This window comes from Pseudomonas sp. S35, from assembly GCF_009866765.1.
Classification (GTDB): domain Bacteria; phylum Pseudomonadota; class Gammaproteobacteria; order Pseudomonadales; family Pseudomonadaceae; genus Aquipseudomonas.
In genome coordinates, this window is sequence record NZ_CP019431.1 from 1656136 (window position 1) to 1681861 (window position 25726).

Here is a 25726-nt window from a genome sequence, read left to right on the forward strand (position 1 = left end):
TCATCACCTTCGGCTAGGCTCGCCGGCTTGAATGCCCCCTCGAGTCTGCGTCCATGGTAAGAGGCTTGCTGTGTGTTGCCCTGCTGTTCGTCACCGTCACCGCTCGCGCCGACACCTGGCCTGACAAGGACTGGGCCAAGGGCACGCCGCTTGCCGGCCCCGCCGTCGAAGCCTTGGATACCTACGCGTTCGCGCCGCGTGACGATGCCACCCGCCAGGGCATTCGCACCGATGCACTGCTGGTGATCCGCGACGGCCAGATCATCTATGAACGCTACGCCGCGCCTACCACCGCCGACACGCCGCACCTGACCTGGTCGATCAGCAAGAGCCTAATGGCCACCGTGCTTGGGGTGGCCTACGGCGATAATCGCTTCAAACTCACCGACCCCGTTGCCCGCTTTTATCCGCCGATGAAACAGCACCCCACGGTGACTATGGCCGACCTGTTGCACTGGGCCTCGGGCTTGGACTGGCAGGAGGACTACGAATACGCCCCGCTCAAATCCTCGGTGGTTGCGATGCTGTACACCCGTGGTCGCGCCGATATGGCCGAGTTTGCCGCCAACACCGAATCCTTCAGTGCCCCGGGCCAGGTCTTTCGTTATTCCAGCGGCGACAGCAATATCCTGTCCGCCGCGCTCAAGGGCATGCTCGGCCACAAGGCGTACATGAGTTACCCCTGGGATGCGCTGTTCAAGCCGCTGGGCATTCACAACGCCACCTGGGAAACCGATGCCGACGAAACCTTTGTCGCCTCGTCCTACGCTTACCTCACCGCGCGTGACTTGGCGCGTGTCGGCCTGCTGATGGCGCGCGACGGGCGCTGGGGTGACCAACAATTGCTGCCCAAAGACTGGGTCGCTTTCAACCGCCAACCCTTCGACAAATACAAGGCAGGCCAGGACGAAGCCGTCCCGGGCGGCCATTGGTGGCTCAACCAAGGCACCCCGCGACCCTGGCCGGACGCCCCCGCCGACACCTTCGCCGCCCTCGGCCACTGGGGCCAGGCGCTGTACGTGATGCCCGACGAACACCTGGTGATCGTGCGCTATGGCGATGATCGCGACGGCAGCTATCGCCATAACGAACTGCTCAAGCGCGTGCTTGCGGCGGTGCAACCATGATTCGTCGTCGGCCGTTCACCAGCCTTTTTCTGGTGCTGCTGCTCGCCCTGTCGGGCTGGGTTTGGCACGAGCGCGTCAACCTGCAAGCCTTCCCCGACATCATCGCGGCGTATACCGCCAAGGAGTATTGCTCGTGCCGGTATGTGGCGAACAACCCGGCGGAATATTGCCGGGGGTATGTGAAGCAGTACGTGCCGACCAGTGCGTTCAGCGATAACCCGCAGCGTAGCGAAGTGACGGCGAGTGGGTTGGGGCGCACGCACAGTGCCAGGTGGTTGGGGGAGCGGCAGGGGTGTCGGTTGTTGCCGTGAGGTTCCAATTGGGCACTTCCACTTAATCAACCCCAATAGACGGGCCTCTGGTGAGGCCCGGTCTGGATCACCTGAACTCTACCAGTACAGCTGCAACTATCGCCCAAGGTAAAGCAACGAACGCTATCGCCATATTGGCGAACAGACGACGTTTTAGGTGAGTTGGGAAATTCTCAAAATCCACAGGGTTTAAATCTCCAATCCGAATGTACGCCTTCGGCCACGTCATCATCCCGGCGATTTTTGCGATCTCCAATAGGGACCAAATCAAGCCTCGTTTGCCCAGACTCGGGCCCCAGAGATAGATATAACGGCTGTTCTTTAATGCCTCCTTTATCTCCTCGATGTGGCGGTGGCTCAAGTACAGGCTGTAGGCAAGGCCAACAGCGGATAGCAGGCCAGGTGCCCCCAGGAAAAGTATTGCAGCCCAGGGCGACCAAGTGTCGATACTGGTCATGGTTGAGTGGCCTGGTAAATTTTCTCTCCAATCACCTCACCAGCCTCACCGCCGATAGTTGTACCCGCCCATGTGCTAACGCCCACTACGGCCGCGACACAGACAACACCTCCTATACCTGCGGTAGCTACTCCGATCCCTAGACATATCGGGCCACTGGCAGCAGCGCCAGCCAATCCGCTAAAACCGCCAACAAGAGTAGACATGCCGAATTTCCCCGCTTCAGTAAACTTGATCTTCTCGCAAGCCGTCTCAGAGTCACTGCCACAGACCTGCTGAATAGCCAGCACCGAAGAAACACCGCCAATGCCAATGGCGAGATAGCCCCCCATCTTCATATATTTGGTAGCACGACTGACCGCCTCCACATGGGCGGAATACCCTGGAATCTGCCCCGGCGCACCGGCCTTGTCCCAGTGATGCACCAGACTTCGGCTGGAAATTCCGAGGGCCGTTTTCAGCTTGGGATGATCGCCCAATGTGGTGTGGCCGCGCAGGCGAGTGGAGTTCAGCAGGTGAGCGTCCAACTGAGCGAGCAGGCGCTGGCGTTCGGCGAAGAACTGCGGCGATTTAAGGTGACCATGCTGGCGATAGCTCTCTTGGTGCAGGCGTTCAATGGCCCGGAGTGTGTCGCGCAGGTTGGCCAAGTGTGTCTCCATCACCACGGCACTCACGCCCAGCCATGTCGAGGTGTGGCCGATGAAACCGGCGATTTCGGCGCCGTGACGTTGCAGGAAGTCAGCCTCATCCGGTGTAAGAGAATCAAGGGATGCGTCGATCTGTTGAGCCGCTTGCATCAGTTGCGATTCCTGATAGGTGCAGGCGGTATTTTCAGGATCGCCAAGCACGATCATTGAGCCCGCTTTGACGTTTGCCGTGCGAGGATTGAGCGCTTGGAATTTGCGCATCACCGCCGGATCAGGTGTGGGAAATAGCGTTTTTTCCAGCGCTTCACGGGTCATGCTTGTCGGCACGATATAGAAGCCGGGCTCCTCGCCTGCTGGGCCTTTAAATGCAGGTGGTGACACATTGCGCGAAGGGACATCGGCGGATTGTTGCGGCGCTGCCGAGCGATTATTTACCGGTGATGGAGCCGGTTCAGCGGTGCGCCGGGTTGATTGGGATGGGGAGCTTTGGTTGCTGTAAGTAGCGGTGTACACCGAGGGAATCAGCTTGGCGCGACATGGGCAACTGCTGAGACTGTCCAGTGTGCCTGCCACAAGTTTGCCATGACTTTCAATGTGCGAAATTCCTCCGAGGATATTATAAATTCCCTCATGTTTCCCACACGTTACTCGGTCACCTTCACGGGCATGTAGGAGGCCATAAATATTAACTCTTGGATCACCATGCAGAACTTTCCCGCCGCAGGTGGTTTTATCACCCAGGCCAATGAAATGTCCTTCGTTCATTATCTTGTCCTCTATCTATTTTGGTTGGCTGCCTTCAACTGCAATCCTATAAATGGCGATAGGTGGGTGAGATTTTTTATATTCCTGCTGTTGCTTAATTGTTGCCAATGCTTGTTCATTGAAGGCGCAAAGTTGTTGCTCCGTGAAAGGCGACTGATCAAAAGTGCGGAGAAAGTCCGCAGGAACTTGGTTGGTGTAGAACGCCGATGTTGCTGAACTATTTTTTGTAATCCTCGCGGGTGGGCGTTTTTGGCTATGTACCTCTGTTGCTTCCACGAACTGTTATGCATGACGCGTTTCAGTCGAGGGCAATGGGTTGGAAGAAGTAGCTAGCACGCCGAACTTTGGAGAGGCTTTTACTTGGCGTAAAGTCAGACGTTTCCGATAATTGTGTCTCTAGAGTCTGATGAGGAGCGTCAGTTTATGTAGGAATAGGGTGTCTAGGTCCCCGCTGCATTACATCGGGCGCGAACGGCTTACTGCGGTGTTGGATTGCCGGGCTGCATAGCCAGGAGTAGATCATCAACGATGGCTTTACCCATTTCGCCCAGGTAATGCAAAGCGAACGCGAACTTCTCTGCCTTGGGGTGCATTGCAGCCTCAAGAGAGAGCATTAAAAAAGCGCCGACTGGTTTGCATGACGACGCTGTAGCGTCTTCTTTCTCGGGATACTTGCTCGCGATTGCGGTGTATCCGTTAATGAATCCTTGGCTGAACGGCCGCCATCGGCGGCAAGCCACCTCCCACATTTGGATTTGCGCCGTTCCTGACATGCGCTTAAGGTTCGTGCAGGTTTTTTGCCCCGCGAGTCTTTATGTTCAATCTCAAACCTCTGGCCTTCACGTTACTGACCTGCGCCGCCGTACCCGCCCATGCCGACTGGTACCTGGACAACGAGTCCTCGCGGCTGTCGTTCGTCACCACCAAAAACACCGAGATCGCCGAGGTCCATCGCTTCCTGGTGCTGCATGGCAAGGTCGACAGCAAGGGCGCGGCGCAGTTGGAGGTGGAACTGGAGTCGGTCAACAGTGGTATCCCGCTGCGCGACGAGCGCATGCGTAATCAACTGTTCGAGATCAAGGCTTTCCCCGATGCGCTGATCAGTGCACAGATCAACCTGCAACCCATCAATGACCTCGCCCCCGGCGCGCAGTTGGAATTGCTCCTGCCCCTGAGCGTGACCTTGCACGGCAAGACCCAGACCTACAGCGCCGAATTGCTGGCCACGCGCCTGGATGACCGGCGTTTCCAGGTGGTGACCCTGGAGCCTGTGGTGTTGCACGCCGAGGATTTCGACCTGGCGCCAGGTGTGGCGGCGTTGCGTGAAGCGGCGGGCCTCAAGTCGATCAGTTTGTCGGTGCCGGTGGGTGCGGTGCTGATTTTTACGGCGCGCTGACGTGAGCGGCGCAGTGTTCCCGTGGCGCAGCGCCAACCGTTTCGAGTTGCTGATCGACGGCCCGCAGTTCTTCCCGCAGATGCTGGTGGGCATTGCCCGGGCCGAGCGGCAGGTCGATCTTGAGTTGTATCTGGTGGAAGCCGGCGCTTGCGCCGAAGCGATGGTGCAGGCGTTGGTGCTGGCGGCCGAGCGTGGCGTGCAGGTGCGCTGTCTGTTTGATGATTACGGCAGCCTGGCGTTTACCCTTGGCTTGCGCAAGCGCTTGACGGACGCCGGCGTGCAGCTGCGTTTTTACAATCGCCTGAGCTGGCGGCGCTGGATGCGCAACTTGTATCGCGACCATCGCAAGGTGCTGCTTATTGACCAGGATGTCGCCGTGGTCGGCGGCACCGGTGTGACCGATGAATTCTGGACGCCCGGCCAAGACACCGCCGACTGGCACGAAGTGATGGTGCAGATCAGTGGCCCGCTGGTGCAGGACTGGCAGGCCTTGTTCGACCGCCAGTGGCACGCCAATGCGGCGCGCCGTGAGTGGAAGCCGGCCACCCATTTCGGTTTGCCGCGCCTGCCCAAGGTGCCTGCCAGCGGGCCGGGGCTTGGCCGCGTCGCGTACGCCGATGCCCGTCAGCACCGCGATATTTTGCAATCACTGATCCGGGCGTTAAACAGCAGCCAACAGCGCATTTGGCTGGCGACCCCGTATTTCCTACCTACCTGGAGCGTGCGCCGTGCCTTGCGTCGAGCCGCGGGGCGTGGGGTTGATGTGCGCCTGCTGCTCACCGGCCCGCGCACTGATCACCCGTCGGTGCGTTACGCCGGGCACCGTTATTACCCGCGTTTGCTCAAGTCCGGGGTGCAGATTTTTGAATACCAGCCGTGCTTCCTGCACCTGAAAATGGTGCTGGTGGACGATTGGGTCAGCGTCGGCTCGTGCAACTTCGATCACTGGAATTTGCGCTTTAACCTGGAAGCCAACCTGGAGGCCCTGGACCCTGAGCTGACGGCGGCGGTGGCGGGCAGTTTCGAGCGCGATTTTGCAAAGAGCCAGGCGGTAAGCCTGGAGGCGTGGAAGGCGCGGCCGCTGTGGCGGCGGGTGAAGCAGCGGGTCTGGGGTTGGATTGACCGCTTGGTGGTCAACCTGTTGGATCGGCGGGGGTAGGGCAGCCCCGCCGTTTGTTCAAAACTGCAGCGAGTACTGTGCCGCGATGCTTTGGTCTCGCGTGCGCTCACCTTGTTGTCGATTGAAACTCAGGTCCAGCGCACTGTCGCGGGTCAGGCGCGCGGTGGCGCCCAGTTCCAGTCGGGTGCTGAGCCGATCCAGTGGCGCACCGCTGACGCTCATCACTCGCCCGCCGTCCCACGCCGCCTGAGTGCTGGGTTGCAGGACACCGTTGGCATGGGTGTAAGCCAGGCCGCCGCGCACGCTCAACCACGATGGGCCAATTTGCGCCTTGCCCAGGTCGAGGTTGACCCGTACACCGCCGATGGTCAGGTTGACGTTTTCTTTCGAGCTTTTGCCGCGCAGTGCCGCCAGGCCGCCCCGTTCTTCGAACCCCTCACTGCGCTGTTGCACATTGGCCAGTTGCAGGTATGGCTGCCAATCCCAGAAGTCATGGCTGAGTTTATAGTTGGCCTCGACAAATGTCTGCACGGTACGACTGGTGTACTTGGCGGCCAGGCGGTTCTCTACGCCGGGGAAGCTGACGCGACGTTTGGTCTGGATCTCATGTTGCGCATAGGTAATGCCGCCATAAAGGCCAAAAGCGTCCCAGGTGTGGCCAACATGCAGGGCTAGCTGGTAGGTGTCGACACTTGCCTTGCCGCGAGGCCCAGCCTTTACTTCGCTGCTACCGCTGCCCGCCACCACACCCACGCGTGTGCCTTGTTCCAGTTGGTGATCGAAACCGACCAGCAAGCCCGTGCTGCTGTGGGATGTGCGGGTGGTATTGTCATCGCCCACAAGCTGCCCGGACTGGCGAGGCAGTTGCACCCACACGCCGCGGCTCGCTGTTTCTGGCCCGGCAGTGCGGCTGTCTTGCACTAGGCGTTGACGGTCGAGCACGGCCTGGCGCAACACTCGGCTGTTTTCGATCAACACCGTTTGGGTGCTGGCATGCAGTTCGCCGCTCAATTGGTCCAGGGCCGATGGCGCCTGTTGGGGGAACAGCGCCGTCAGGCCCTGCAGCAGCGGGGAGGGCAGTGTTTGCGCGTCAGCGGCATTAGCCACAACGCGTTGGTTGGCAGTGCCCGCCGCTGACACCAGTGATTGGCCACGACCGAATTCCACCAGCAGATCATTGCCCTGCCGGACCTGGGAAACGCTGAGGAAGGGCGAGAACTCACGGTGGTCGATCGAACCAAACTCACCGCTCAACGCACCTTTGGCCTGCAGGATGCTGTAGCGCTGGCCCAAAGGGTAACTATTGGGTTGCCCGCTCAGGTATAGGGTGCCGCCGGTGATTGAGGCCTGCTTGCTAACCTGCAGTTTTGCCGGGTCTGCTTGGGCAACCAAACCGGTCATCAGGGTTGCGCCGGAGCCCTGCTGGTAGTCGCCTTCAACCGCCAAGGCGCCGTTCAGGCGCAGGACGCCACCGTCGAGTTTTACGTCGCCCTTGAGGTTGTTGACACCGTCCAGTTCCAGAATGCCCTGCTTGAGTGTGGCGCCGGCGAAGCTGTTATTGCCGCTCAGGCGCAGCCAGCCGATGCCGGTTTTTTCCAGGCGGCCGGGCCCGCTGATGTCGTTGCGCCAATCGTCCCATGCGCCACCTTGCCAGACTACGGCGCCACCTGCGGGGCGGTCCATGTTCACCGAGGTATCGACGCGTAATTGGCCGGGGCCGTCGATGGCTTTTTTCAGGTTCATCAGGCCCCAGCCGTAGACGTCGTCCACGCCCGGCTCGCCGAGGTCGGTGGCGGTGGTCAGCAACACGTCGCGAATTTTCGGGTTGTCGAGGTAGGGGAAGCGTTCCATCAGCAGTACCAGGCCGCCGGTGACGTGAGGCGCGGCCGTGGAGGTGCCGGTGCTTAATGCATAACCCAACTCGGGTTTATCACCGGTTACCGCAAAACCGTCGATCTCCCCGTCCTGGTTGTAGTGGTTTTCGGTTTGTATCGAACCTTCGATCCAGGACGAGTTGATATCCGTTCCGGGTGCAGCGAGGCACCAGTTTTTGCTGAAGCCGCAGCGCTTGGAGGAATCGCTCAAGGTCAGCTCTTTGTTTAAGTTGACCACGGTCAACCAATAGGGCTCAAGCGCTGCAATGGCGCGCGGCAGGCTGGGGTGAAGCCCGGCATTTGGCGCTGTTTGAGGGGAGTCGTTAGCCGTGGTTTCATTACCTGCAGACCATACTTGCAGGATCCCATACCTGATAGCGTTGTCTGCTATGGCCTTGAGCTCTGAATAATTGGAGGTTTGGGTTTGGCTTAACGCAACGTCCAACTCTGCTTCATTGGCAGGTGAAAAAGCGCTCCCCCAACTATTATTGACGACACGCACATTCTGCCTGTGCAGTTGGGTATAGACAGCGTCTACCGCGGCGGCTGTCGGAAATGGGACTTTCAAAATGTCCGTTATGGTGATGGGACCGTCCAAGTAGGCATTGCTGTACTTGCGCACTGCACTCAAGTTGGCCGCGTAAGCCACACCATGGACCCCGGAGCTGTCCCGATTGGCAAGTGCTGTGCCGGCAACGTGAGTGCCATGCGCGTCGTAGGCAGCACCTACAACGCCGAGATATTCATTAAGTTGCTCTCTGGTAAGGACGCCGTCGGCAATAAGTTTTTCAAGGTTGGCCAATGCTTCGGGTGGTAATGAATCGATAACGTTGATAACGGCACGATCACCTTCGGTGTAGAAGCAGCCCCTCTCCAGCACGGCTCCGCTTATACAACCGGGGTCTGCCATTAACACGCCGATATTTGGCTTACCGGCAAACTCGCTATGGCGCAGGTCAGTTCCAGTGTCGTAAACCCCCATGTGTATCCCTGCGCCACTCAAGCCCCGCGCATAAGCGTAATCAGCGCCGACTGCACCCAGCCCCCAGTTACGCTTGAACTCTTCACTGCGCCAACTGGCTGGGTCGTGCAGCCTGCCTTGTTCGATATAGCCCGCAGCGTCAACCGGATTACCCGACAGGCAGGCAAGCACACAAAGCGCGATAGCATTTAGCTTGAACGATGATTGAAAGGGCGTTTTTTTAGTGGCCGTTCGGGCGTTTTTCGCGGGTGACATAGTCCACACACCTGCACATTAAATTGGGTGTACAGGGTGTGCGAGTAGAGCGGGGGCGTGGTGTAGGACCTGACTTGAAAGCAGGAGTGAAAGCTAACTTATTGCGGATTGAAGCGGGCCGGTGCGCAAGCCGCCTCTTCAAGCAAGAGGCGGCTGCGGGTCTTACAACAACTCGAACGTTTGTTGTTGCACATCCTGGGAATCCAACCCGATCTGCACATTGAACTCACCCGGTTCCGCCGCAAACTTGAGCTGGGTGTTGTAGAACTTCAAGTCTTCCTCGGTGATGGTGAAGTGCAACGTGCGCTCTTCGCCCGCCTTGAGCATGACTTTCTGGAAACCCTTGAGCTCTTTGATCGGGCGGATCATCGAGCCGGCCACGTCCTGGATATACAGCTGCACCACGGTTTCGCCGTCGACCTTGCCGGTGTTTTGCACCGTGACGCTGGCGTCGAGCTTGCCGGTCTTGTTCAGGGTGGTGGACGACAGCGCCATGTCCGACAGGCTGAACGTGGTGTAGCTCAGGCCATAGCCAAACGGGAACAGCGGCCCGGTGGTGTCATCGAAGTATTGCGAGGTGTAGTTGCCCGGCTTGCCTGGGGTGAACGGGCGGCCGATGGTCAAGTGGTTGTAGTAGGTCGGAATCTGCCCCACCGAGCGTGGGAAGGTGATCGGCAGCTTACCCGATGGGTTGTAGTCGCCGAACAGCACGTCGGCGATGGCGTTGCCGCCTTCGGTACCGGCGAACCAGGTTTCCAGGATCGCGTCGGCCTGTTGGTTCTCTTCCAGGATCGACAGCGGACGGCCGTTCATCAGCACCAGCACCAACGGTTTGCCGGTGGCTTTCAGGGCCTTGATCAGGTCGCGCTGGCTTTGCGGGATGTTCAGGTCGGTGCGGCTGGAAGACTCGTGGGACATGCCACGCGACTCGCCCACGGCAGCGACGATCACGTCGGCATCCTTGGCTGCCTTGACGGCCTCGTCGATCAGCACCTGGGGCGCACGCTTGTCATCCACCACTTCCGGGGCATCGAAGTTGAGGAAGTTGAGGTAGTCGACCACGGCCTTGTCGTTGGTGATGTTGGCACCACGGGCGTAGATGATCTTGCCTTTCTCACCGATCACCGCATTCAAGCCGTCGAGCAGGGTCACCGATTGTTCCGGTTTGCCGGCCGCAGCCCAACTGCCCATCATGTCGATCGGTGCCTTGGCCAGCGGGCCGACCAGGGCGATGGTCGCGGATTTTTTCAGCGGCAGGGTGTTGTTCTGGTTTTTCAGCAGCACCAGGCTGCGGCGCGCAATATCGCGGGCCTCGGCGCGGTGCAGGCGGCTGTCGGCGTAGGTGTCGACCGGGTCATCCTCGGCCTTGCCGATGCGCAGGTACGGGTCCTTGAACAGGCCCATGTCGTACTTGGCGCCGAGCACTTCGCGCACGGCGTTGTCGATGTCGCTTTGCTCGATCTCTCCGGATTTGAGCAGCCCCGGCAATTCCTTGCCGTAGAGCGAGTCGTTCATGCTCATGTCGATACCGGCCTTGATCGCCAGCTTGGCGGCCTCGCGCCCGTCCTTGGCCACGCCGTGCTTGATCAGCTCGAAGATCGCGCCGTGGTCACTCACGGCCAGGCCTTTGAAGCCCCAGTCCTTGCGCAGCAGGTCGTTCATCAGCCAGGTGTTGGCGGTGGCAGGCACGCCATTGATCGAGTTGAGCGCCACCATCACGCCACCGGAGCCGGCCTTGATCGCCGCGTGGTACGGCGGCAGGTAGTCCTGGTACATCTTGACCGGGCTCATGTCGACCACGTTGTAGTCGCGACCGCCCTCCACCGCGCCGTACAGGGCGAAGTGCTTGACGCTGGCCATGATGCTGTCGGCATTCGCGGCGCTGGCGCCCTGGAAGGCCCGGACCATCACTTCGGCGATACGCGAGACGAGGTAGGTGTCTTCACCGAAGCCTTCGGAGGTGCGGCCCCAGCGTGGGTCGCGGGAGATGTCGACCATCGGCGCGAAGGTGATGTCGAGGCTGTCGGCGGCGGCTTCCTGGGCGGCAATGCGCCCGGAGCGGCCAATGGCGTCCATGTCCCAACTGGAGGCCAGGGCCAGGCTGATCGGGAAAATCGTGCGGTGGCCGTGGATCACGTCGTAGGCGAAGAACATCGGGATCTTCAAGCGGCTGCGCATGGCCGCGTCCTGCATCGGACGGTTTTCCGGGCGGGTGATGGAGTTGAACGTGCCACCGATGCGGCCAGCGGCGATTTCCTTGCGGATCATCTCGCGGGGCATTTCGGGGCCGATGCTGATCAGGCGCAACTGGCCGATCTTTTCATCGAGGGTCATCTGCTTGAGCAGATCGCTGACAAAGGCGTCCTTGTCGTTAAGCGCAGCAGGCTTTGTTTCTGCCCATACGGGGTGACTGGCCAGAGTGGCAACAAGGCCGAGCAAACACAGCTTCTTCATGAATATCCTTTTTTGGCTCACTGCACAGCGATTACGCTGATCGGCCAAAATGTGGGGAGCGTCTATTGTTGTTCGGGTGTTGTTCCGATAAATGCAGCACACTTCGGAACTCTTATTTGCGCTGGGCATCTTTTTAGCTGATTGGCTCGATGCAATCCAGTGGTGGCGGATTATGCCCCAAGCGCGCGGTTTATAGGGTTAGTCGTCAAATTCCATCAGATTGGGCAGGAGAAACACCATGCAAGCAGCACAAGGTTACCGCTGGGGCTTGAAAGCCGCGGCTTTGCTATTGATCAGCACAGTGCTGAGCGGTTGCGGCATCAACACCATTCCGACCCTGGACGAACAGGCCAAAGCCGCCTGGGGCCAGGTGCAGAACCAATACCAACGCCGTGCCGACCTGATCCCCAACTTGGTGGAAGTGGTCAAGGGCTACGCCGCCCATGAGCAAGACACCCTCACCGCCGTGATCGAAGCGCGGGCCAAGGCCACCTCGATCCAGGTGGATGCCAGCACCCTCGACAACCCCGAGAAACTCAAGCAGTTCCAACAGGCCCAGGACGGTTTGAGCGGGGCTCTCAGCCGCTTGATGGTGGTGTCAGAGCGCTATCCGGACCTTAAGGCCAACCAGAATTTCCTGGCCCTGCAATCCCAACTCGAAGGCACCGAAAACCGCATCGCTGTGGCCCGTCGTGATTTCATCCAGGCCGTGCAGGCCTACAACACCGAGATCCGCACCTTCCCCGGCCGCCTGTGGCATAGCGTGATGTACAGCGACTTGCCGATCCGCCAGACATTTGAAGCCACCAGTGCCGATGCCGATAAAGCGCCGCAAGTGAAGTTCAAATAAGCCGATGCGCTTATTACGGATAGGCCTGGCGCTGTGCTTGTTGGCCTGCGTGGGCGCGGCCCAGGCGGCGTTGACGTTCCCGGCGCTGACCGGGCGGGTGGTGGATAACGCCCAGATGATCGACCCGGCGGTGCGCGCGCAGTTGACCCAGCAGTTGCAGGCGCTGGAGCAAACCAGCGGCGACCAGATCGTGGTGGTTACCGTGCCTGACCTGCAAGGCGTGCCCATTGAAGACTTCGGTTATCAACTGGGTCGCCACTGGGGCATCGGCCAGAAGGGCAAGGACAACGGCGCGCTGTTGATCGTCGCCCGCGATGAGCGCAAGTTGCGCATCGAAGTTGGCTACGGCCTGGAAGGTGTGCTCACCGATGCGCAGTCGTGGGTGATCATCAACCAGGTGATCACCCCAAAATTCAAGACTGGCAATTTCAGCCAGGGCATCAGTGACGGCGTGGCCGCGATGATCCAGGTGGTGGGCGGTGAACCGCTGGCGGTGCCGGCCCATGTGGCGGATGCCAACTTTGCCAAGGATAATCCCGGCTTTTCCATCGGCCTGTTTATCCTGCTGATCGGCGTGTTGTGGCTGTGCAATCGCATGGGCCTGCCGGTGGGTGCGATCCTGCTGGCGATCCTCAGCAGCAGTGGACGCGGCGGTGGTGGTGGCGGGGGCGGTGGTTTCCGTGGCGGCGGTGGCGGTTTTGGCGGCGGCGGTGCTTCGGGTGGCTGGTGATGACAATAACTAGAAAAGAGCATGTACAACCATGGCATTACTGACTGAACACGAGCAACGCCAAGTCGCCGAGGCGATTGCCCGGGTCGAGCAACAGACTGACGCCGAACTGGTCACTGTGCTGGCCGCGCGCGCCGACGATTACGCCTATATCCCGCTGTTGTGGGCCAGCCTGATCGCGTTGGTGGTGCCGGGAGTGGTGCATTACCTGTCGGGCTACCTGACCATGTACACCTTGTTGCTGGCCCAATGGGCGACATTCATCGTGTTGTGCCTGGTGTTTCGCCTGCCCAAGGTCACCACGCGGCTGATCCCGCGTTCTGTGCGCCATTGGCGGGCGTCCAACCTGGCACGCCGGCAATTTCTGGAGCAGAACCTGCACCACACGTTGGGCAGTACCGGCGTGCTGATTTTTGTCAGCGAGGCCGAGCGTTATGTCGAGATCCTGGTGGATGACGGCATTTCCAAGCGCCTGGATGACAGCAACTGGGATGGGATCGTCAAGGCTTTTACCCAGCAGGTGAAACAGGGGCAGACGTTGGCGGGTTTCATTGCGTGTATCGAGGCCTGCGGTGAATTGCTCAAGGTGCATGTGCCGGTGACGCAAACCCGCAATGAACTGCCAAACCGCTTGATCGTATTGGAATAGCCCCCTCCCACATTTGAGTCTGCGGTGACCACTGGTCAAATAACTCCGTGCCCTGGTGGACTATCCCCCCTAAAATGCCCGGCATTCTTTACCCGAGGCGTTTTTGTTCATGTCCGTCACCGCTCAACCTGCCAGCCCTGCGCCGGATCATCACGCCCAGTTCATCGAACTGCTGAGCACAAGCCTCGCGCAGAACGCCTTTATCAAGCTGGTGTTGGCCAAGTACGTCGGTGAGCAAGCCGAGTTGCAACGGCTGATCATCAAGGCGGTCACGGTCAAGGAGCAGCCGTGCCTGTCCTTCGTCTACCGCTACAAGACCCGCGATATCACCAAGAACTTCCCGCTGGCCGAGGGTGTGGCGGCGATTGCCGAGTTGCTGCCGACCTCGTTCAAGAACGCGCACCTGCTGTCGCTGACCGACGAAGCCCAGCTGGAATACAGCAAGAAGAACAAAAGCTCGCTGTTCAAAAGCAAGCCGCAGCAATTGCGTGAGGCACCTTCGGCCGAGCACAACCGCGAGAAGAATCGCTTCCTCGACCTGAGCCGGCCGTTCCTCGCCGACCTGGGTGTGACCGACGCCAAGCAGGCGCTGATCCCGTCGATGTCGCGCAAGTGGAAGCAGATCAACAAGTTCATCGAAGTGTTCAGCCATGCGCTGACCTCGTCACCGCTCAAGCTGGATCAACCGGTGCGCGTTGCCGACTTTGGCTCGGGCAAGGGCTACCTCACGTTTGCGATTCACGATTACCTGCGCAACACCCTCAAGGCCGAAGGTGAAGTCACCGGTGTGGAACTGCGCGAAGACATGGTGACCCTGTGCAACACCGCCGCCGCGCGCCTGGAGCACCCGGGGCTGGTGTTTAAATGCGGCGATGTGCGCAGCGTGGCGCCGAGCGAACTGGACGTGATGATCGCCCTGCATGCCTGCGACATCGCCACCGACTATGCGATCCACACCGGCATCCGTTCCGGCGCGTCGATCATCATGTGTTCGCCGTGCTGCCATAAGCAGATCCGTTTGCAGATCCAGAGCCCGGCGCTGCTCAAGCCGATGCTGCAATACGGTTTGCACCTGGGCCAGCAGGCGGAAATGGTCACCGACAGTTTGCGTGCGTTGTTTTTGGAAGCCTGTGGTTATGAGACCAAGGTGTTCGAATTCATCTCCCTGGACCACACCAACAAGAACAAGATGATCCTGGCGGTCAAGCGCGCAGAGCCTTTGGACAACGGGCAGTTGCTGGAGAAAATCCAGGAACTCAAGGCGTTCTACCACATCAGCGAACACTGCCTGGAAACCCTGCTGCGCGCAGATGGCTACCTGGCCTGAATACTGCTCAAATGTGGAAGGGGGCTTACCCCCTCCCACATTTAGACCGCGCTCGGTTTAGGCGCTGGCGCCGGTTGCACGGACGTCTTGCGCCCCAGCATCACCGTCACAATCACCCCGCACGCAAATACCCAGGTAATCGGCTCGATATGTTCGCCAAAGAACAACGCCGAAAACGCGATGGTGAAGAAGATCTGCAACAGCTGGATCTGGCTGACCCGGGCGATGCCGCCCATGGCCAACCCTGCGTACCAGGCAAAGAAACCGAGGAACTGCGAGAACAGCGACACATAGCCAAACGCCCACCAGGTGCGCATCGAAATCGCGCCTTGATGCTGCGCCGCCAAGTACCACACTGGGCCGATCAGCACCGGGGTCGACAACACCAACGCCCAGCAGATCACCTGCCAGCCGCCCATCTCCTTGGCCAACCGGCCGCCTTCGGCATAACCCAGGCCGCCCACGGCAATTGCGCCGAGCATCAGCAAATCACCGGCCTGGATACTGCCGGCGCCGGTGATCAACGCATAACTCAACACCAGCGCACTGCCCAGCGCCGCGCAGGCCCAGAAGGCTTTCGATGGCCGCTCATGGGACAGCCACGCCGCATACAGCGCCACGCACAGCGGTTGCAGGCCGTTGACCAGTGCGCCATGGGACGCCGGCAAGGTTTGCATGGCCCAGGCCGACAACACCGGAAAGCCCAGAATCACACCGGCAATGACCAGGCATAGCCCGCGCACCTGGCGCCAGGTGGGCCAGCGCTCGCGGCGCCACAGCAACAGCGCCGCCGCCGGCACCGCCGCGAACAAGGCACGGCCCAGGCCGTTGAGCAGCGGGTGGATCTCCTGTACCACGATGCGGGTGAAGGGCAGGGTCAGGCTGAAGATGATGACGCCCAGCAGGCCGAGGGCCATGCCGGTGTTTTCGCGCGAGCTCATGGGGGCAACCGAAATCTAGAGGGCTTCAAGGGAAGCCCATCTAGCCACAACCCCCGCCGAACAAGGGCCTACAGCTGGGTGCGGATTTATCCGTACAGTTTTAGAAGAAGCGTGTGACGCTGATCTTGGCGTTGCGGCCTTGGCTGTAGGCGCGGTCGCCGGCGAGGGCGGGCAGGTAGTTACGGTTGAAGAGGTTGTCGACGGTGAAGTTGACCTGGGTGCCTTTAAGACCCGCCTGTTGGGGTTTCCAGCTGGCGAACAGGCCTTGGGTGTCGTAGCTGGCGTTTTGAGTGGTGTCGTAGATCGAGTCGCCCTCCAGCGTGTTCAGGCCGCGTGCGTAGACATCGCTGGGCACCCGATCAGTCTTGCGCACGAACTGGCCTTGCCAGCCCACTTGCGCATCCCAGCTCGGGATCTTGGTGCCCAGAACCACCACCCATTTGGCCGGTGGAATATCGCGTGCCCAGACATGCAGGTTGCTCGCCCAAGGGTTGGTGTAGGGGTTATCGCGTTTGCCCGTGGCCCAGGAGTAGGTCGCCGAGCCGAAGAGGTAAGTCGAGTCGTAGTAGGCTTCCAGTTCGAAGCCCTTGATGGTCATGCCACCCACGTTGCGGTAGTTGGCTTTGGACGCCATATCGGTGCAGACAGCGGCGACGTTACCGACCACCGTGAGCTGCCGTTCGCAGCCGATACCGGTGGCCTTGAAGATTTCGTCTTCGATGCGGTTGTGAAACAACGTAGTGCGCAGTTGCAGGTTGTCGTCGTGACGGATGAGGTTGGAGAAGTTGGTGACGTTGCCTGCGGTGATCGCGGTGATGCGTTCCGGGTCCAGGTCGAGGCTGGTCGACGTGCGGCTACCGGTGCCCTGCACTTCGTACTGTTCGTCGATCACCGGTGCGCGCCAGGTTTTGTTCCAGCTGGCAAACATCGCCACGTCCGGGGTGATGTTCCAGTAGGCCGCCAGGCGTGGGGACCAACCGGTATACGTGCGGTTGCTGTAGTCATGGCCGAACGACGGGTTCGGGCTGCTGTAGAACGGCGCATCGTTGGCTTCGCCGCGGTTGCGCACGTGGTCATAGCGCAGGGATGGGGTGATGGTCACTTCGCCCAGGGTAATGGCGTCCTGCAAGTAGAAGGCGTTGGTATCGACCTTGCCATGGGGCATGAAGGCCGGCTGGAAATGCTCATAGTTGTACCGTGGGGTGTTGTAGGCGGCGCCCGGCAACCAGCTTTCGATTTCGCGTTTGTGCTTGCGCACCTGCACGCCGGTGGTGACGACGTGCTCCAACGGCCCGGTGCTGAATTGGCTGATGTTGCGTACTTCGAGGGTCTTGTCGTTGTACGCCGTGTCCATCTTGCGCCCGCCCGATGTGAGCAAGAACGCCGCGTTGGCGTTACGTTCGTCGGTCTGATCGGTATTGGACATGGAGTAGCTGAGTTTCAAATCGATCAGTGGGTTGTCCACCGGCTGGTATTCGTACTTGCCCGAGTAAGTGGTGTCGATGGTCTCGCGGTTGGCCAGCAAGCGTTTCAACGCGCCTTCGTAGCCGTAAAGGTTGATCGCCGCTTGCCGCGGCGGTGACGGATAGCTCTTGGCCGAGAAGGGCGTCCAGAGTTGGCTGCGCGAGCGGGAGTAAGACAGGCCCAGGCTGTGTTCATCGTTGAAATGCGCATTGAACTTGAACAGGGCACCGTCGACATTCTGCGCGCTGTTGGGCAGGCGCTTGGGGTTGATCGGGTATTCGTTGTACTTGTCTGGCGGGGTAGCCGCCAGCTTGATATCGCCGCCGTCGCGTTGGGTGACGTAGGCGAGGCCGTCGAAGCGGCCATCGTCGGTTCGGCCATAGATCGCCGAGCTGTAGACCTGCTCTTGATTGTTGCTGGCGTAGCCGTATTTGAGCATGGCGCCGGTGTTCCGGCCTTCTTCCAGCAGGTCCGGGGCGTCTTTGGTTTCCATGTGCACCGTGCCGCCAAAGCCACCGTTACCGGTGAACGGCGAGTAGGGGCCTTTCTCCACTTCGATGCTCTTGATCAGCTCCGGCTCGATAAAAATGGTGCCTTGCTGATAGCGCTCGAAGCCGCTCTTGGTCGCGCCATCCACGGTCATCGGCACGTCTTCGGCCTCGGCCATGCCGCGAATGTTGATGGTCTGGCCACCTGGCTTGGGTGAGCCGCCCATGAACACCCCAGGCAAGGTCTGTAATAGCGAGGGGATGTTGTTGGGCTGGTAGCGGTCAATATCCGCCTGGCTCAGGGTGGAACGGCCGACGGTGCTGGCGTCCACTTGGTTGCCGTTACCGATCACGCTCAAGGCATCCAATTGCACCGCGCCACTGTGGGTGGTCTTGGCCTCTTCGGGCTTTACCACGTAGGTGTTGCCGACCTTGATCAAGGTGAACTCAGCGTTTTTCAGTAGGGTACGGATTGCCACTTCCGGGGTGAACTCACCATTGAGCGCCGGTGCCTGTAGGTGCTTGAGCAGCGTTTCATCGAACAGCAACTGGATCTTCGCCTGCTGGGCCACCTGGCTCAGGGAGGTGGCCAGCGACTGGGCGGGCAGTTGCAGCGTGAACGACTCGGCCTGGGCAGTGAGGCTCAAAGCCAGGCAGGTGGCAATAAGGGTCGGTCGCACAAACAGGTGCGAAGCATGGCAAGGCGCGCGAAACATGAAATCCCCCGGTGCGGCTAAATAGCCAAAAAGGTGTGCGTATCAAACGCAGACCCGAGGAAGACGGGGCGGGCAGAAAAAACCACACCTGCGAATGAAAAATATTCTCAGGTGCGGTTTTTACCGAGTTACTTGCTCGACTCTATGCGCACGATGCCATCGGCGGATGCCACGGTTTTCACCGGTAGCAGGGCGGGCAGGGCATTGAGCAGGGCGTCGGGGTCATTCACATCAAGGTTGCCCGAGACAGTCAGGTGGGCCACCGCGTTGCTCACCTGCAACGGCGGCTGGGGGCGGTACAGGCTCAGTTCATCGATCAGGCTGACCAGTTCGCGGTTGCGAAACGACAAGTGCCCGCTGCGCCAGTCGGCCACTTCCCCAGCCGTCAGGGTGTGTTGCTGCAAGGTGCCCTTGGCGTAGCTGTAGCTGGCCCGTTGCTGGGCGCCGAGCAGGGTGGCGGGGCTTTTTGCGTCCGGCTCGAAGGCCACCTGGCCGTGAGCGACACTGATCACCAGTTGCTGCTGGCTGCGGCGTACATCGAAGCCCGTGCCGACGACGCGCACAGTGGCCTCGCCGGCCTGCACGAACAACGGCCGCTCCTTGTCGGCGGCCACCTCGATGTACAACTGGCCCTTGTCCAGGTGCACGATGCGTTGATGCGCGGTGAAATCCACGCGCAGACGGGTGTTGGCATTCACATACAAGGTGCTGCCATCCGGCAGGTTCAAGGTGCGCATGCCCTTGGCCAGGGCGGCGACCTGGGTGTGATACAGCTCGCGGGGCGCGCCAAGGTGGGGAGCCAGCACGGCACACAACAGCGCGGGGGCCACCGCCAAGGCAGGGCGCCACACCGACGGTTTGCGCTTGGGCAGCGCCACGGGTTTGTTCAGTTGCTGCAACTGCGCCAGGTCGGCCCACAGTTGTTCGAATTCAGCATAGGCGCGGGCATGCGCCGGTTCGGCCTGCCAGGCGGCAAAGGCCCGGCGGTCGGCGCGATCCGTTTCGTTGCGGTTGCGGGCAAACCAGCTGGCGGCCTGGGCGTCGATGGCGTCAGCGTCGTCGATATCCAGGTCGTCGGTGTCGCTCAGGCGGTTCATTCTGGCTGCTCCGTGCCGGGTTCGGTGTGAAGGCGTCGCTTGCAATGCAGCAGGGCAAAAGCGATGTGCTTCTCCACCATGCTGATCGAAATGCCCATGCGTTCGGCGATCTGCGCCTGGTTCAGGCCTTCGAAGCGGTGCAGCATAAGGGCTTCTCGCCTGCGGGGCGAGAGTTCGGCGAGGACTTCTTTCAACTGTTCCAGGCGTTGCAAGCGCTGGGCGGCGGCCATGGGATCGTTTTGCTCGTCGGTGACCGGCTCGGCGTCCCTCTCGGCCTGATCGGAATGGGCGGTGTGTCGTACCTTCTGCTTGCGCCAGTGATCACGCAGCAGGTTGCGTGCCATCTGGAACAGAAACGCCCGTGGCTGCTCGACCTTGGCCCGGTCGCGGTAATCCAGCCATTGGGTGAAGACATCCTGGGTCATGTCCGCCGCGTCGCTGGCGTTGTCCGTGCGTTTGCGCAGGAAATACAGAATGTCCGTATAAAACCCGCGAAAGGCATCGGCCGACACCGGGTCCGGCTTGGGACGAGACATGGATATCCTTCTTGGCGAAGCACGACGTGGGAAAAGTCGCTAATGATATCGAGAACTATTGCTATTTGTCTCTATGTGAACGCTGTTCCCAATTGAAAAACGTGGCAGGGAGCTTGCTCCCTGCCACACCGGATCGCCGCGTTAGCGCAGCAAGGTTCTCAGTTGTTCAATCCCCGCTTCCCCCAAGGGGAATACCGGTAATCGTGGATCGCCCACTTCCAGCCCGGTCAAACGCAACCCTGCCTTGATCGTCGCCGGCAAGCCACCCTTGAGGATGAATTCCAGCAGCGGCAGTTGGCGATAGAACAGTTCACGTGCCCGGTTCAGATCATTGGCCAATACCGCTTCATACAACGCCAGGTTGAGTTGCGGGATCAGGTTTGGCGCTGCCGTGCACCAACCCTTGGCACCTGCCGCGAAAGCCTCCAGCGCCAGTGGGTTGCAACCGTTGTAGAACGGCACGTCACTGTGGCGATGCAACTGGTGCATACGCTGAATATCCCCGCTGCTTTCCTTGACCATGGTCACGTTGGCCACCTGCTTGAGGATGCGCAGGATCAGTTCCACCGACATGTCCGTGCCGCTGGTAGCCGGGTTGTTGTAGAGCATGATCGGCACGCTGATGCTGTCGCCGATGGCGGCGTAGTGGGCGAGGATTTGCGCCTCGCTGAGTTTCCAGTACGAGGCCGGCAGTACCATCACCACGTCGGCACCATTGGCCTCGGCATAACGGGCGCGACGCACGGCCTTGGCGGTGGTCAGGTCGGAGACGCTGACAATGGTCGGCACACGCCGGGCGATTTTGGCGAGGCTGTAGGCGCTCACTTCGTCCCACTCGGCATCACTCAAGTAGGCGCCTTCGCCGGTGCTGCCCAACGGCGCGATGGCATGCACGCCGCTGTCGATCAGGCGGTCGATGGAGCGGCCAAGGGCGCCGAGGTCGATGCGTTGGCCGTCGGCGCTGAAGGGGGTGATGGTATAGCCGATGATGCCGTGAAGGGTTGGGCTGGGCATGGCGCGTCTCCGGTCGAAAAAGGGCGGGTCAGTTCAGGCAATCGGCGTGTTGGCGCAGGTTCTGCCGGGCGTAGTAATTGAACGCGGCGCCATAGCGCTTGGGCCGCGCGATCCAGTCATGGGCTTCGCGGCCCAGCGCCGGCAGGATCGGCTTGATCGTGCCCGCCGCCATCGCCAGCAGCTGCAACTTGGCCGCCCGTTCGATCAACTGCGCGATCACGCAGGCTTGCTCGATACTCGCCCCGGTCGACAACTGGCCGTGGTGCGAGAGCACAATCGCGCGTTTGTCGCCCAGGGCTGTGGTGATGATTTCGCCTTCTTCATTGCCCACCGGCACGCCCGGCCAGGCTTGCAGGAACGCGCAGTCTTCGTACAGCGGGCACAGGTCCATGTGGGACACCTGCAGCGGCACTTCCAGCATCGACAGCGCCGCAATGTGAGTCGGGTGTGTGTGAATAATGCAGTGCACATCCGGCCGGCCGCGGTACACCCAGCTGTGAAAACGGTTGGCCGGGTTGGGAATGCCGTGACCTTCGAGCACCTCCAGGTCTTCGTTTACCAGCAGCAGGTTGCTGGCGGTGATCTCATCAAAACCCAGGCCCAGTTGTTGAGTGTAATAGGTACCGGGTGTTGGACCGCGTGCAGTGATCTGCCCGGCCAGGCCGGAGTCGTGGCCGTTCTCGAACAGGATGCGGCACGTGAGCGCCAGCTTTTGCCGGTCGGTCCACGTATTATCCGCCAGGCTGTTTTGCATCTGGCTCAGCGCGTGCTTGACCAGTTGGTCTTTTGGGAGTGCTAATGTCTTGGCCATATCGGTGTCCTTTGGGTTAGAGCAAATGACACTAAAGATGCTATATGACACATCGTGTCATTGGCAAGCGCAGCTTATCGTTTCTTGCATGGATTAACCGCAGCACATGTCTATCCGTTTGAAAATATTGAGAAAAAAACTTGGCGTGACCTTGGAAGCGCTGGCTGAAAAAGCCGGTATGACCAAGAGTTACGTGTCCAAGGTCGAACGTGGGCTCAACACACCCTCCATCGCCGCCGCGCTGAAACTGGCCAAGGCGTTGAACGTGAACGTCGAAGAGTTGTTCAGCGAAGACCGCGTCAGCCTCGACAGTTACAGCCTGGTGCGCAGCCATGAGCGGCCCGAGACATCACCAGGTTATGCGGTGCTTGCCCATCAGGTCAGTGAGCGCAGTTTGCTGCCGTTCATCATTTACCCGCCGGCGCAGTTCAGCGACAAGACCTTCAAGGAACACCTGGGCGAAGAGTTTTTGTTCGTGCATGAAGGCGCGGTAGAGGTGGACTTCATGAACGAGCGGGTGATTCTGCAGCGAGGCGATGCGCTGCACTTCAACGCGCAGAAGCCGCACCGGCTTCGTTCGGTGGGGGAGGTGCAGGCGCAGTTGTTGGTGGTGGTGCACAGCGCGCAGGACTGATCAGCGCTCGACGGGTACCGACAGGGCTGCATTACCCAACGGATGCGTGCGCGCCGCAAAGAACTTCAGTGCCACACCGGTACCGTCGAACAACTCTGAATACCGCCGCTTCTGCTGGCGAATAAACCCGTCGCTGCGCCCCGACACCGAGATCGCCAGGGTGCTCACATTCGCCTGGCGAATCGCATCCACCAAGTGCTGATCCTGCGGTCCCAGGCCGTGCCCAAAAATGCACAGCGCGCCCTCATGGCTCAGCAGTTGCTCGTAGCAGAACGACAGGTAGTCCGAGCTGCGGATGGTCTTGAGCTTCTCCTCCACCTTGCCTTCGCTGACAAACAACGGCACATCGTCCAGGGTCTTGATCGTGTTGTTGATGGCAAAGCTGCTGAGCAAGGTGCTGTCGGTGGTCGGCAGTTTGCGCGCAGTACCATCGAGGTTGCGCACCAGGTGCAGGCCGCCGTGCAGGTACAGGATGCGCGTCGCGTCGGTGCGGGTGTTGCGCAGGTCGAAGCTTGAGTCAGCGCTGCGGAACAGGTCGTCGATGCCAGGCGTATGCAGGATGGCCCAGTAGTTGAGCAGGTCGTAGTTGCTGGTGAACACGGTTGGATAGTGGGTCAACTCAGTGTTGATCGTCGCCAGCGTCGACGGCTGCACCAGGCGCCACGGGATATGCACGCTGTGGATGGTGTTGATCAGCGCTTCCTTGATCGCGTAGTAGCGATTGCGTGGCGCCGCCGAACTGACCGCCAGGGCCTTGTTGACCCGGCTGGTGGTTTTCAGCGCGCCCAGGGCCTGCTCGAAGCTGCGGGTTTGCAGGGCGTCGAACACGCTGAGTTCGGATTGGCTCAGGGGTTTTTCTTCAACGGTGCGTGCGTTTTCGAACAGCGAGTCGTAGGCAAAGTCTTCCCAAATCGTACGGCTTGCACCGTTGCCGATCAGAATCGCGCTGAAGTCGATGGCGCTGCGCAGGGCGCTCCAGTCTTCGAGGTGGGCGTCAATATCCTGGAAATCCTTCATTGCGGCGGGCTACTCGAAATCGGCTGGACGCAGACTTTATCACGAGCGGGTGTTGATCTTCGTCAAGATGCCGCAGGCCAGTGAGGTCGATGCTGTAGGCATAACCGCTATCCGAGGATTCGCCATGAGCAGCACCTTCTTCATCCCCGCCGTCAACATCATGGGCACCGACTGCCTCGACGAAGCCATGAGCGCGATTCGCAACTACGGCTTTCGCAAGGCGTTGATCGTCACCGACGCTGGCCTGGCCAAGGCGGGCGTGGCCAGCATGATCGCCGAGAAACTGGCGATGCAGGACATCGACTCGGTGATCTACGACGGCGCCAAGCCCAACCCGAATGTGGAGAACGTCGAGAAAGGCCTGGCGCTGTTACAGCAAAGTGCCTGTGATTTCGTGGTGTCCCTGGGCGGCGGCTCGCCCCATGACTGCGCCAAGGGCATTGCCCTGTGCGCCACCAACGGCGGGCATATTGGCGACTACGAGGGCGTCGACCAATCGGCCAAGCCGCAACTGCCGCTGGTGGCCATCAACACCACCGCCGGCACTGCCAGCGAGATGACCCGTTTCTGCATCATCACCGACGAAACCCGTCATGTGAAAATGGCCATCGTCGACCGCAACGTCACGCCGCTGCTGTCGGTCAATGACCCCTCGCTGATGGTCGGCATGCCCAAGGGCCTCACCGCCGCCACCGGCATGGATGCCCTGACCCACGCCATCGAAGCCTACGTGTCCACCGCCGCCACGCCGATTACCGATGCCTGCGCGATCAAGGCCATCGAATTGATCAGTGCCAACCTGCGCCTGGCCGTGCGTGATGGCAGTGACAAGGCCGCACGGGAAAACATGGCCTATGCGCAGTTCCTCGCCGGCATGGCGTTCAACAATGCGTCCCTGGGTTTTGTGCACGCTATGGCCCACCAGTTGGGCGGCTTTTACGACCTGCCCCACGGTGTGTGCAACGCCGTGTTGTTGCCCCATGTGCAAAGCTTCAACGCCAGCGTCAGTGCCAAACGCTTGAGCGACGTGGGCCGTGCACTGGGCGCCGATATCAAGGGCGTCACCGATGAAGAGGGCGCCCAAGCTGCCATCGCGGCCATTCGCAGCCTGGCCCAGGATGTGGAAATCCCGGCCGGCCTGCGTGAGCTGGGCGCCAAGTTGCAGGACATTCCGCTGCTCGCCACCAATGCGTTGAAGGATGCTTGCGGGCTGACCAACCCACGGCGAGCCGACCAGCGGCAGATCGAGGAGATCTTTCGCAGCGCGTTTTGAATAGGGCAGTGGCAAGCCGCAAGCGTTAAGCTACAAGTCGAATGCGTTTAACTTGAGCTTGCGGCGCGCCGCTGAGGTCCCCTTATGAGAGTTCTGTTATTCGGCGCCACCGGCATGGTCGGCCAGGGTGTACTGCGTGAGTGCCTGTTGGCTGCCGACGTGCAGGAAGTGGTCGCCGTCGGCCGCACGGCGTTGACCCAGGAACACGGCAAGCTGCACCAGGTGCTGCACAGCGACATGCTGGATTTCCAACCCCTGGAAAACCTGCTGCAAGGCTTTGATGCGTGTTTCTTCTGCCTCGGCGTGTCGTCGGCGGGCATGAATGAAACCCGCTACACCCACCTCACCTATGACCTGACCCTGGTGGCGGCCAGCACCTTGGCGCGGCTGAATCCGCAGATGACGTTTATCTATGTGTCCGGCGCCGGAACGGACAGTTCCGAGGCCGGCAATTCGATGTGGGCGCGGGTCAAAGGCAAGACCGAGAACGCCTTGCTGCGCCTGCCCTTCAAGGCGGTGTTCCTGTTCCGGCCTGGGCTTATCCAGCCGTTGCACGGTGTGCGCTCGAAGACGCCGTTGTACCAGTCCTTCTATTGCGTGCTGGGCCCGGTGCTGTCGCTGGTACGCCGGGTCAAGCCGGGCTGGGTGGTGAGTACCGAGACCGTTGGCCGGGCGATGCTGCAGGCGGTGCGCCTTGGCGCGCCGCAACCGGTGGTGGAGCAGGGCGAGATCAATCGTCTGGCGGCTGAGCGCTATTGAATGCACAACGACGTCGACAACCTTGGGAGTGA

The 25726-nt window shown here is 60.4% G+C and carries 23 protein-coding genes; 11 read left to right on the forward strand and 12 right to left on the reverse strand.

Going from position 1 to position 25726, the window contains the following annotated elements; all coding sequences use genetic code 11:
- Positions 1-53 precede the first annotated feature (53 nt).
- Complete coding sequence (locus PspS35_RS07410; protein WP_159933367.1) at positions 54-1127, forward strand: serine hydrolase; 1074 nt, start codon at positions 54-56, stop codon at positions 1125-1127.
- The gene (locus tag PspS35_RS07415) at positions 1124-1438 is read left to right on the forward strand and encodes an amidase (protein WP_159933368.1); all 315 of its coding nucleotides are present in this window, start codon (positions 1124-1126) and stop codon (positions 1436-1438) included. Before PspS35_RS07410 ends, PspS35_RS07415 begins: the two co-directional genes overlap by 4 nt.
- A 67-nt stretch (positions 1439-1505) precedes the next feature.
- On the opposite strand, the gene PspS35_RS07420 is transcribed toward PspS35_RS07415, so the two are convergent.
- The 3 genes from PspS35_RS07420 to PspS35_RS07430 form a co-directional block, all read right to left on the reverse strand.
- Complete coding sequence (locus PspS35_RS07420; protein WP_159933369.1) at positions 1506-1895, reverse strand: hypothetical protein; 390 nt, start codon at positions 1893-1895, stop codon at positions 1506-1508.
- A complete protein-coding gene (locus PspS35_RS07425) occupies positions 1892-3307 on the reverse strand; it encodes a PAAR domain-containing protein (RefSeq protein ID WP_159933370.1) in 1416 nt (471 codons plus the stop codon). The genes PspS35_RS07420 and PspS35_RS07425 overlap by 4 nt, the downstream gene beginning before the upstream one ends.
- Before the next feature lie 476 nt (positions 3308-3783).
- Entirely contained in the window at positions 3784-4080 is a 297-nt protein-coding gene (locus tag PspS35_RS07430; protein ID WP_238785996.1) for a DUF3077 domain-containing protein, read from the reverse strand.
- Positions 4081-4121: 41 nt separating this feature from the next.
- On the opposite strand from PspS35_RS07430, the gene PspS35_RS07435 reads away from it, so the two are divergent.
- Both PspS35_RS07435 and PspS35_RS07440 read left to right on the forward strand, forming a co-directional pair.
- A complete protein-coding gene (locus tag PspS35_RS07435) occupies positions 4122-4703 on the forward strand; it encodes a YceI family protein (protein WP_159933371.1) in 582 nt (193 codons plus the stop codon).
- A 1-nt stretch (position 4704) separates the two neighbouring features.
- On the forward strand, positions 4705-5862 hold the full coding sequence (locus PspS35_RS07440; RefSeq protein WP_159933372.1) for a phosphatidylserine/phosphatidylglycerophosphate/cardiolipin synthase family protein: 1158 nt from the start codon (positions 4705-4707) through the stop codon (positions 5860-5862).
- An 18-nt stretch (positions 5863-5880) separates the two neighbouring features.
- On the opposite strand, the gene PspS35_RS07445 is transcribed toward PspS35_RS07440, so the two are convergent.
- Both PspS35_RS07445 and bglX read right to left on the reverse strand, forming a co-directional pair.
- Positions 5881-8934 (reverse strand): autotransporter serine protease, encoded by a 3054-nt coding sequence (locus tag PspS35_RS07445; RefSeq protein ID WP_159933373.1) that lies wholly within the window; start codon positions 8932-8934, stop codon positions 5881-5883.
- 162 nt (positions 8935-9096) lie between these two features.
- On the reverse strand, positions 9097-11388 hold the full coding sequence (gene bglX / locus PspS35_RS07450; protein WP_159933374.1) for a beta-glucosidase BglX: 2292 nt from the start codon (positions 11386-11388) through the stop codon (positions 9097-9099).
- Between the two features lie 238 nt (positions 11389-11626).
- Between bglX and PspS35_RS07455 the strand changes: the two genes are divergently transcribed.
- The 4 genes from PspS35_RS07455 to PspS35_RS07470 all read left to right on the forward strand — a co-directional run bounded on the left by PspS35_RS07455 (position 11627) and on the right by PspS35_RS07470 (position 14944).
- Entirely contained in the window at positions 11627-12238 is a 612-nt protein-coding gene (locus PspS35_RS07455; protein WP_159933375.1) for a LemA family protein, read from the forward strand.
- Between the two features lie 4 nt (positions 12239-12242).
- Positions 12243-12968 carry a YgcG family protein gene (locus PspS35_RS07460; RefSeq protein ID WP_159933376.1) on the forward strand — a complete coding sequence of 242 codons (726 nt, stop codon included), beginning with the start codon at positions 12243-12245 and terminating at the stop codon, positions 12966-12968.
- Positions 12969-12999: 31 nt separating this feature from the next.
- Positions 13000-13617 carry a TPM domain-containing protein gene (locus PspS35_RS07465; protein WP_159933377.1) on the forward strand — a complete coding sequence of 206 codons (618 nt, stop codon included), beginning with the start codon at positions 13000-13002 and terminating at the stop codon, positions 13615-13617.
- Between the two features lie 109 nt (positions 13618-13726).
- Positions 13727-14944, forward strand: coding sequence for an SAM-dependent methyltransferase (locus tag PspS35_RS07470; RefSeq protein WP_159933378.1), 1218 nt, complete (start codon positions 13727-13729; stop codon positions 14942-14944).
- A 41-nt stretch (positions 14945-14985) separates the two neighbouring features.
- Here the strand turns inward: PspS35_RS07470 and PspS35_RS07475 are convergent, their stop codons facing one another.
- The 6 genes from PspS35_RS07475 to PspS35_RS07500 all read right to left on the reverse strand — a co-directional run bounded on the left by PspS35_RS07475 (position 14986) and on the right by PspS35_RS07500 (position 22011).
- Positions 14986-15885, reverse strand: a complete 900-nt coding sequence (locus PspS35_RS07475) for a DMT family transporter (protein WP_159933379.1) — start codon at positions 15883-15885, stop codon at positions 14986-14988.
- A 100-nt stretch (positions 15886-15985) separates the two neighbouring features.
- A complete protein-coding gene (locus PspS35_RS07480) occupies positions 15986-18553 on the reverse strand; it encodes a TonB-dependent receptor (RefSeq protein ID WP_159933380.1) in 2568 nt (855 codons plus the stop codon).
- Between the two features lie 128 nt (positions 18554-18681).
- Positions 18682-19650, reverse strand: coding sequence for a FecR domain-containing protein (locus PspS35_RS07485; RefSeq protein WP_159933381.1), 969 nt, complete (start codon positions 19648-19650; stop codon positions 18682-18684).
- Entirely contained in the window at positions 19647-20186 is a 540-nt protein-coding gene (locus PspS35_RS07490; protein ID WP_159933382.1) for a sigma-70 family RNA polymerase sigma factor, read from the reverse strand. The genes PspS35_RS07485 and PspS35_RS07490 overlap by 4 nt, the downstream gene beginning before the upstream one ends.
- A 141-nt stretch (positions 20187-20327) precedes the next feature.
- Entirely contained in the window at positions 20328-21200 is an 873-nt protein-coding gene (locus PspS35_RS07495) for a dihydrodipicolinate synthase family protein (RefSeq protein ID WP_159933383.1), read from the reverse strand.
- A gap of 28 nt (positions 21201-21228) precedes the next feature.
- Complete coding sequence (locus PspS35_RS07500; RefSeq protein WP_159933384.1) at positions 21229-22011, reverse strand: aldolase; 783 nt, start codon at positions 22009-22011, stop codon at positions 21229-21231.
- A gap of 106 nt (positions 22012-22117) precedes the next feature.
- Between PspS35_RS07500 and PspS35_RS07505 the strand changes: the two genes are divergently transcribed.
- Positions 22118-22645 carry an XRE family transcriptional regulator gene (locus tag PspS35_RS07505; RefSeq protein WP_159933385.1) on the forward strand — a complete coding sequence of 176 codons (528 nt, stop codon included), beginning with the start codon at positions 22118-22120 and terminating at the stop codon, positions 22643-22645.
- Here PspS35_RS07505 and PspS35_RS07510 read toward each other — a convergent pair whose 3' ends face one another.
- Positions 22646-23662, reverse strand: coding sequence for a DUF4917 family protein (locus PspS35_RS07510; protein ID WP_159933386.1), 1017 nt, complete (start codon positions 23660-23662; stop codon positions 22646-22648).
- 124 nt (positions 23663-23786) lie between these two features.
- Between PspS35_RS07510 and yiaY the strand changes: the two genes are divergently transcribed.
- Complete coding sequence (yiaY, locus tag PspS35_RS07515) at positions 23787-24935, forward strand: L-threonine dehydrogenase (protein WP_159933387.1); 1149 nt, start codon at positions 23787-23789, stop codon at positions 24933-24935.
- An 84-nt stretch (positions 24936-25019) separates the two neighbouring features.
- Positions 25020-25694 carry an NAD(P)H-binding protein gene (locus tag PspS35_RS07520; RefSeq protein ID WP_159933388.1) on the forward strand — a complete coding sequence of 225 codons (675 nt, stop codon included), beginning with the start codon at positions 25020-25022 and terminating at the stop codon, positions 25692-25694.
- Positions 25695-25726: the final 32 nt, after the last annotated feature.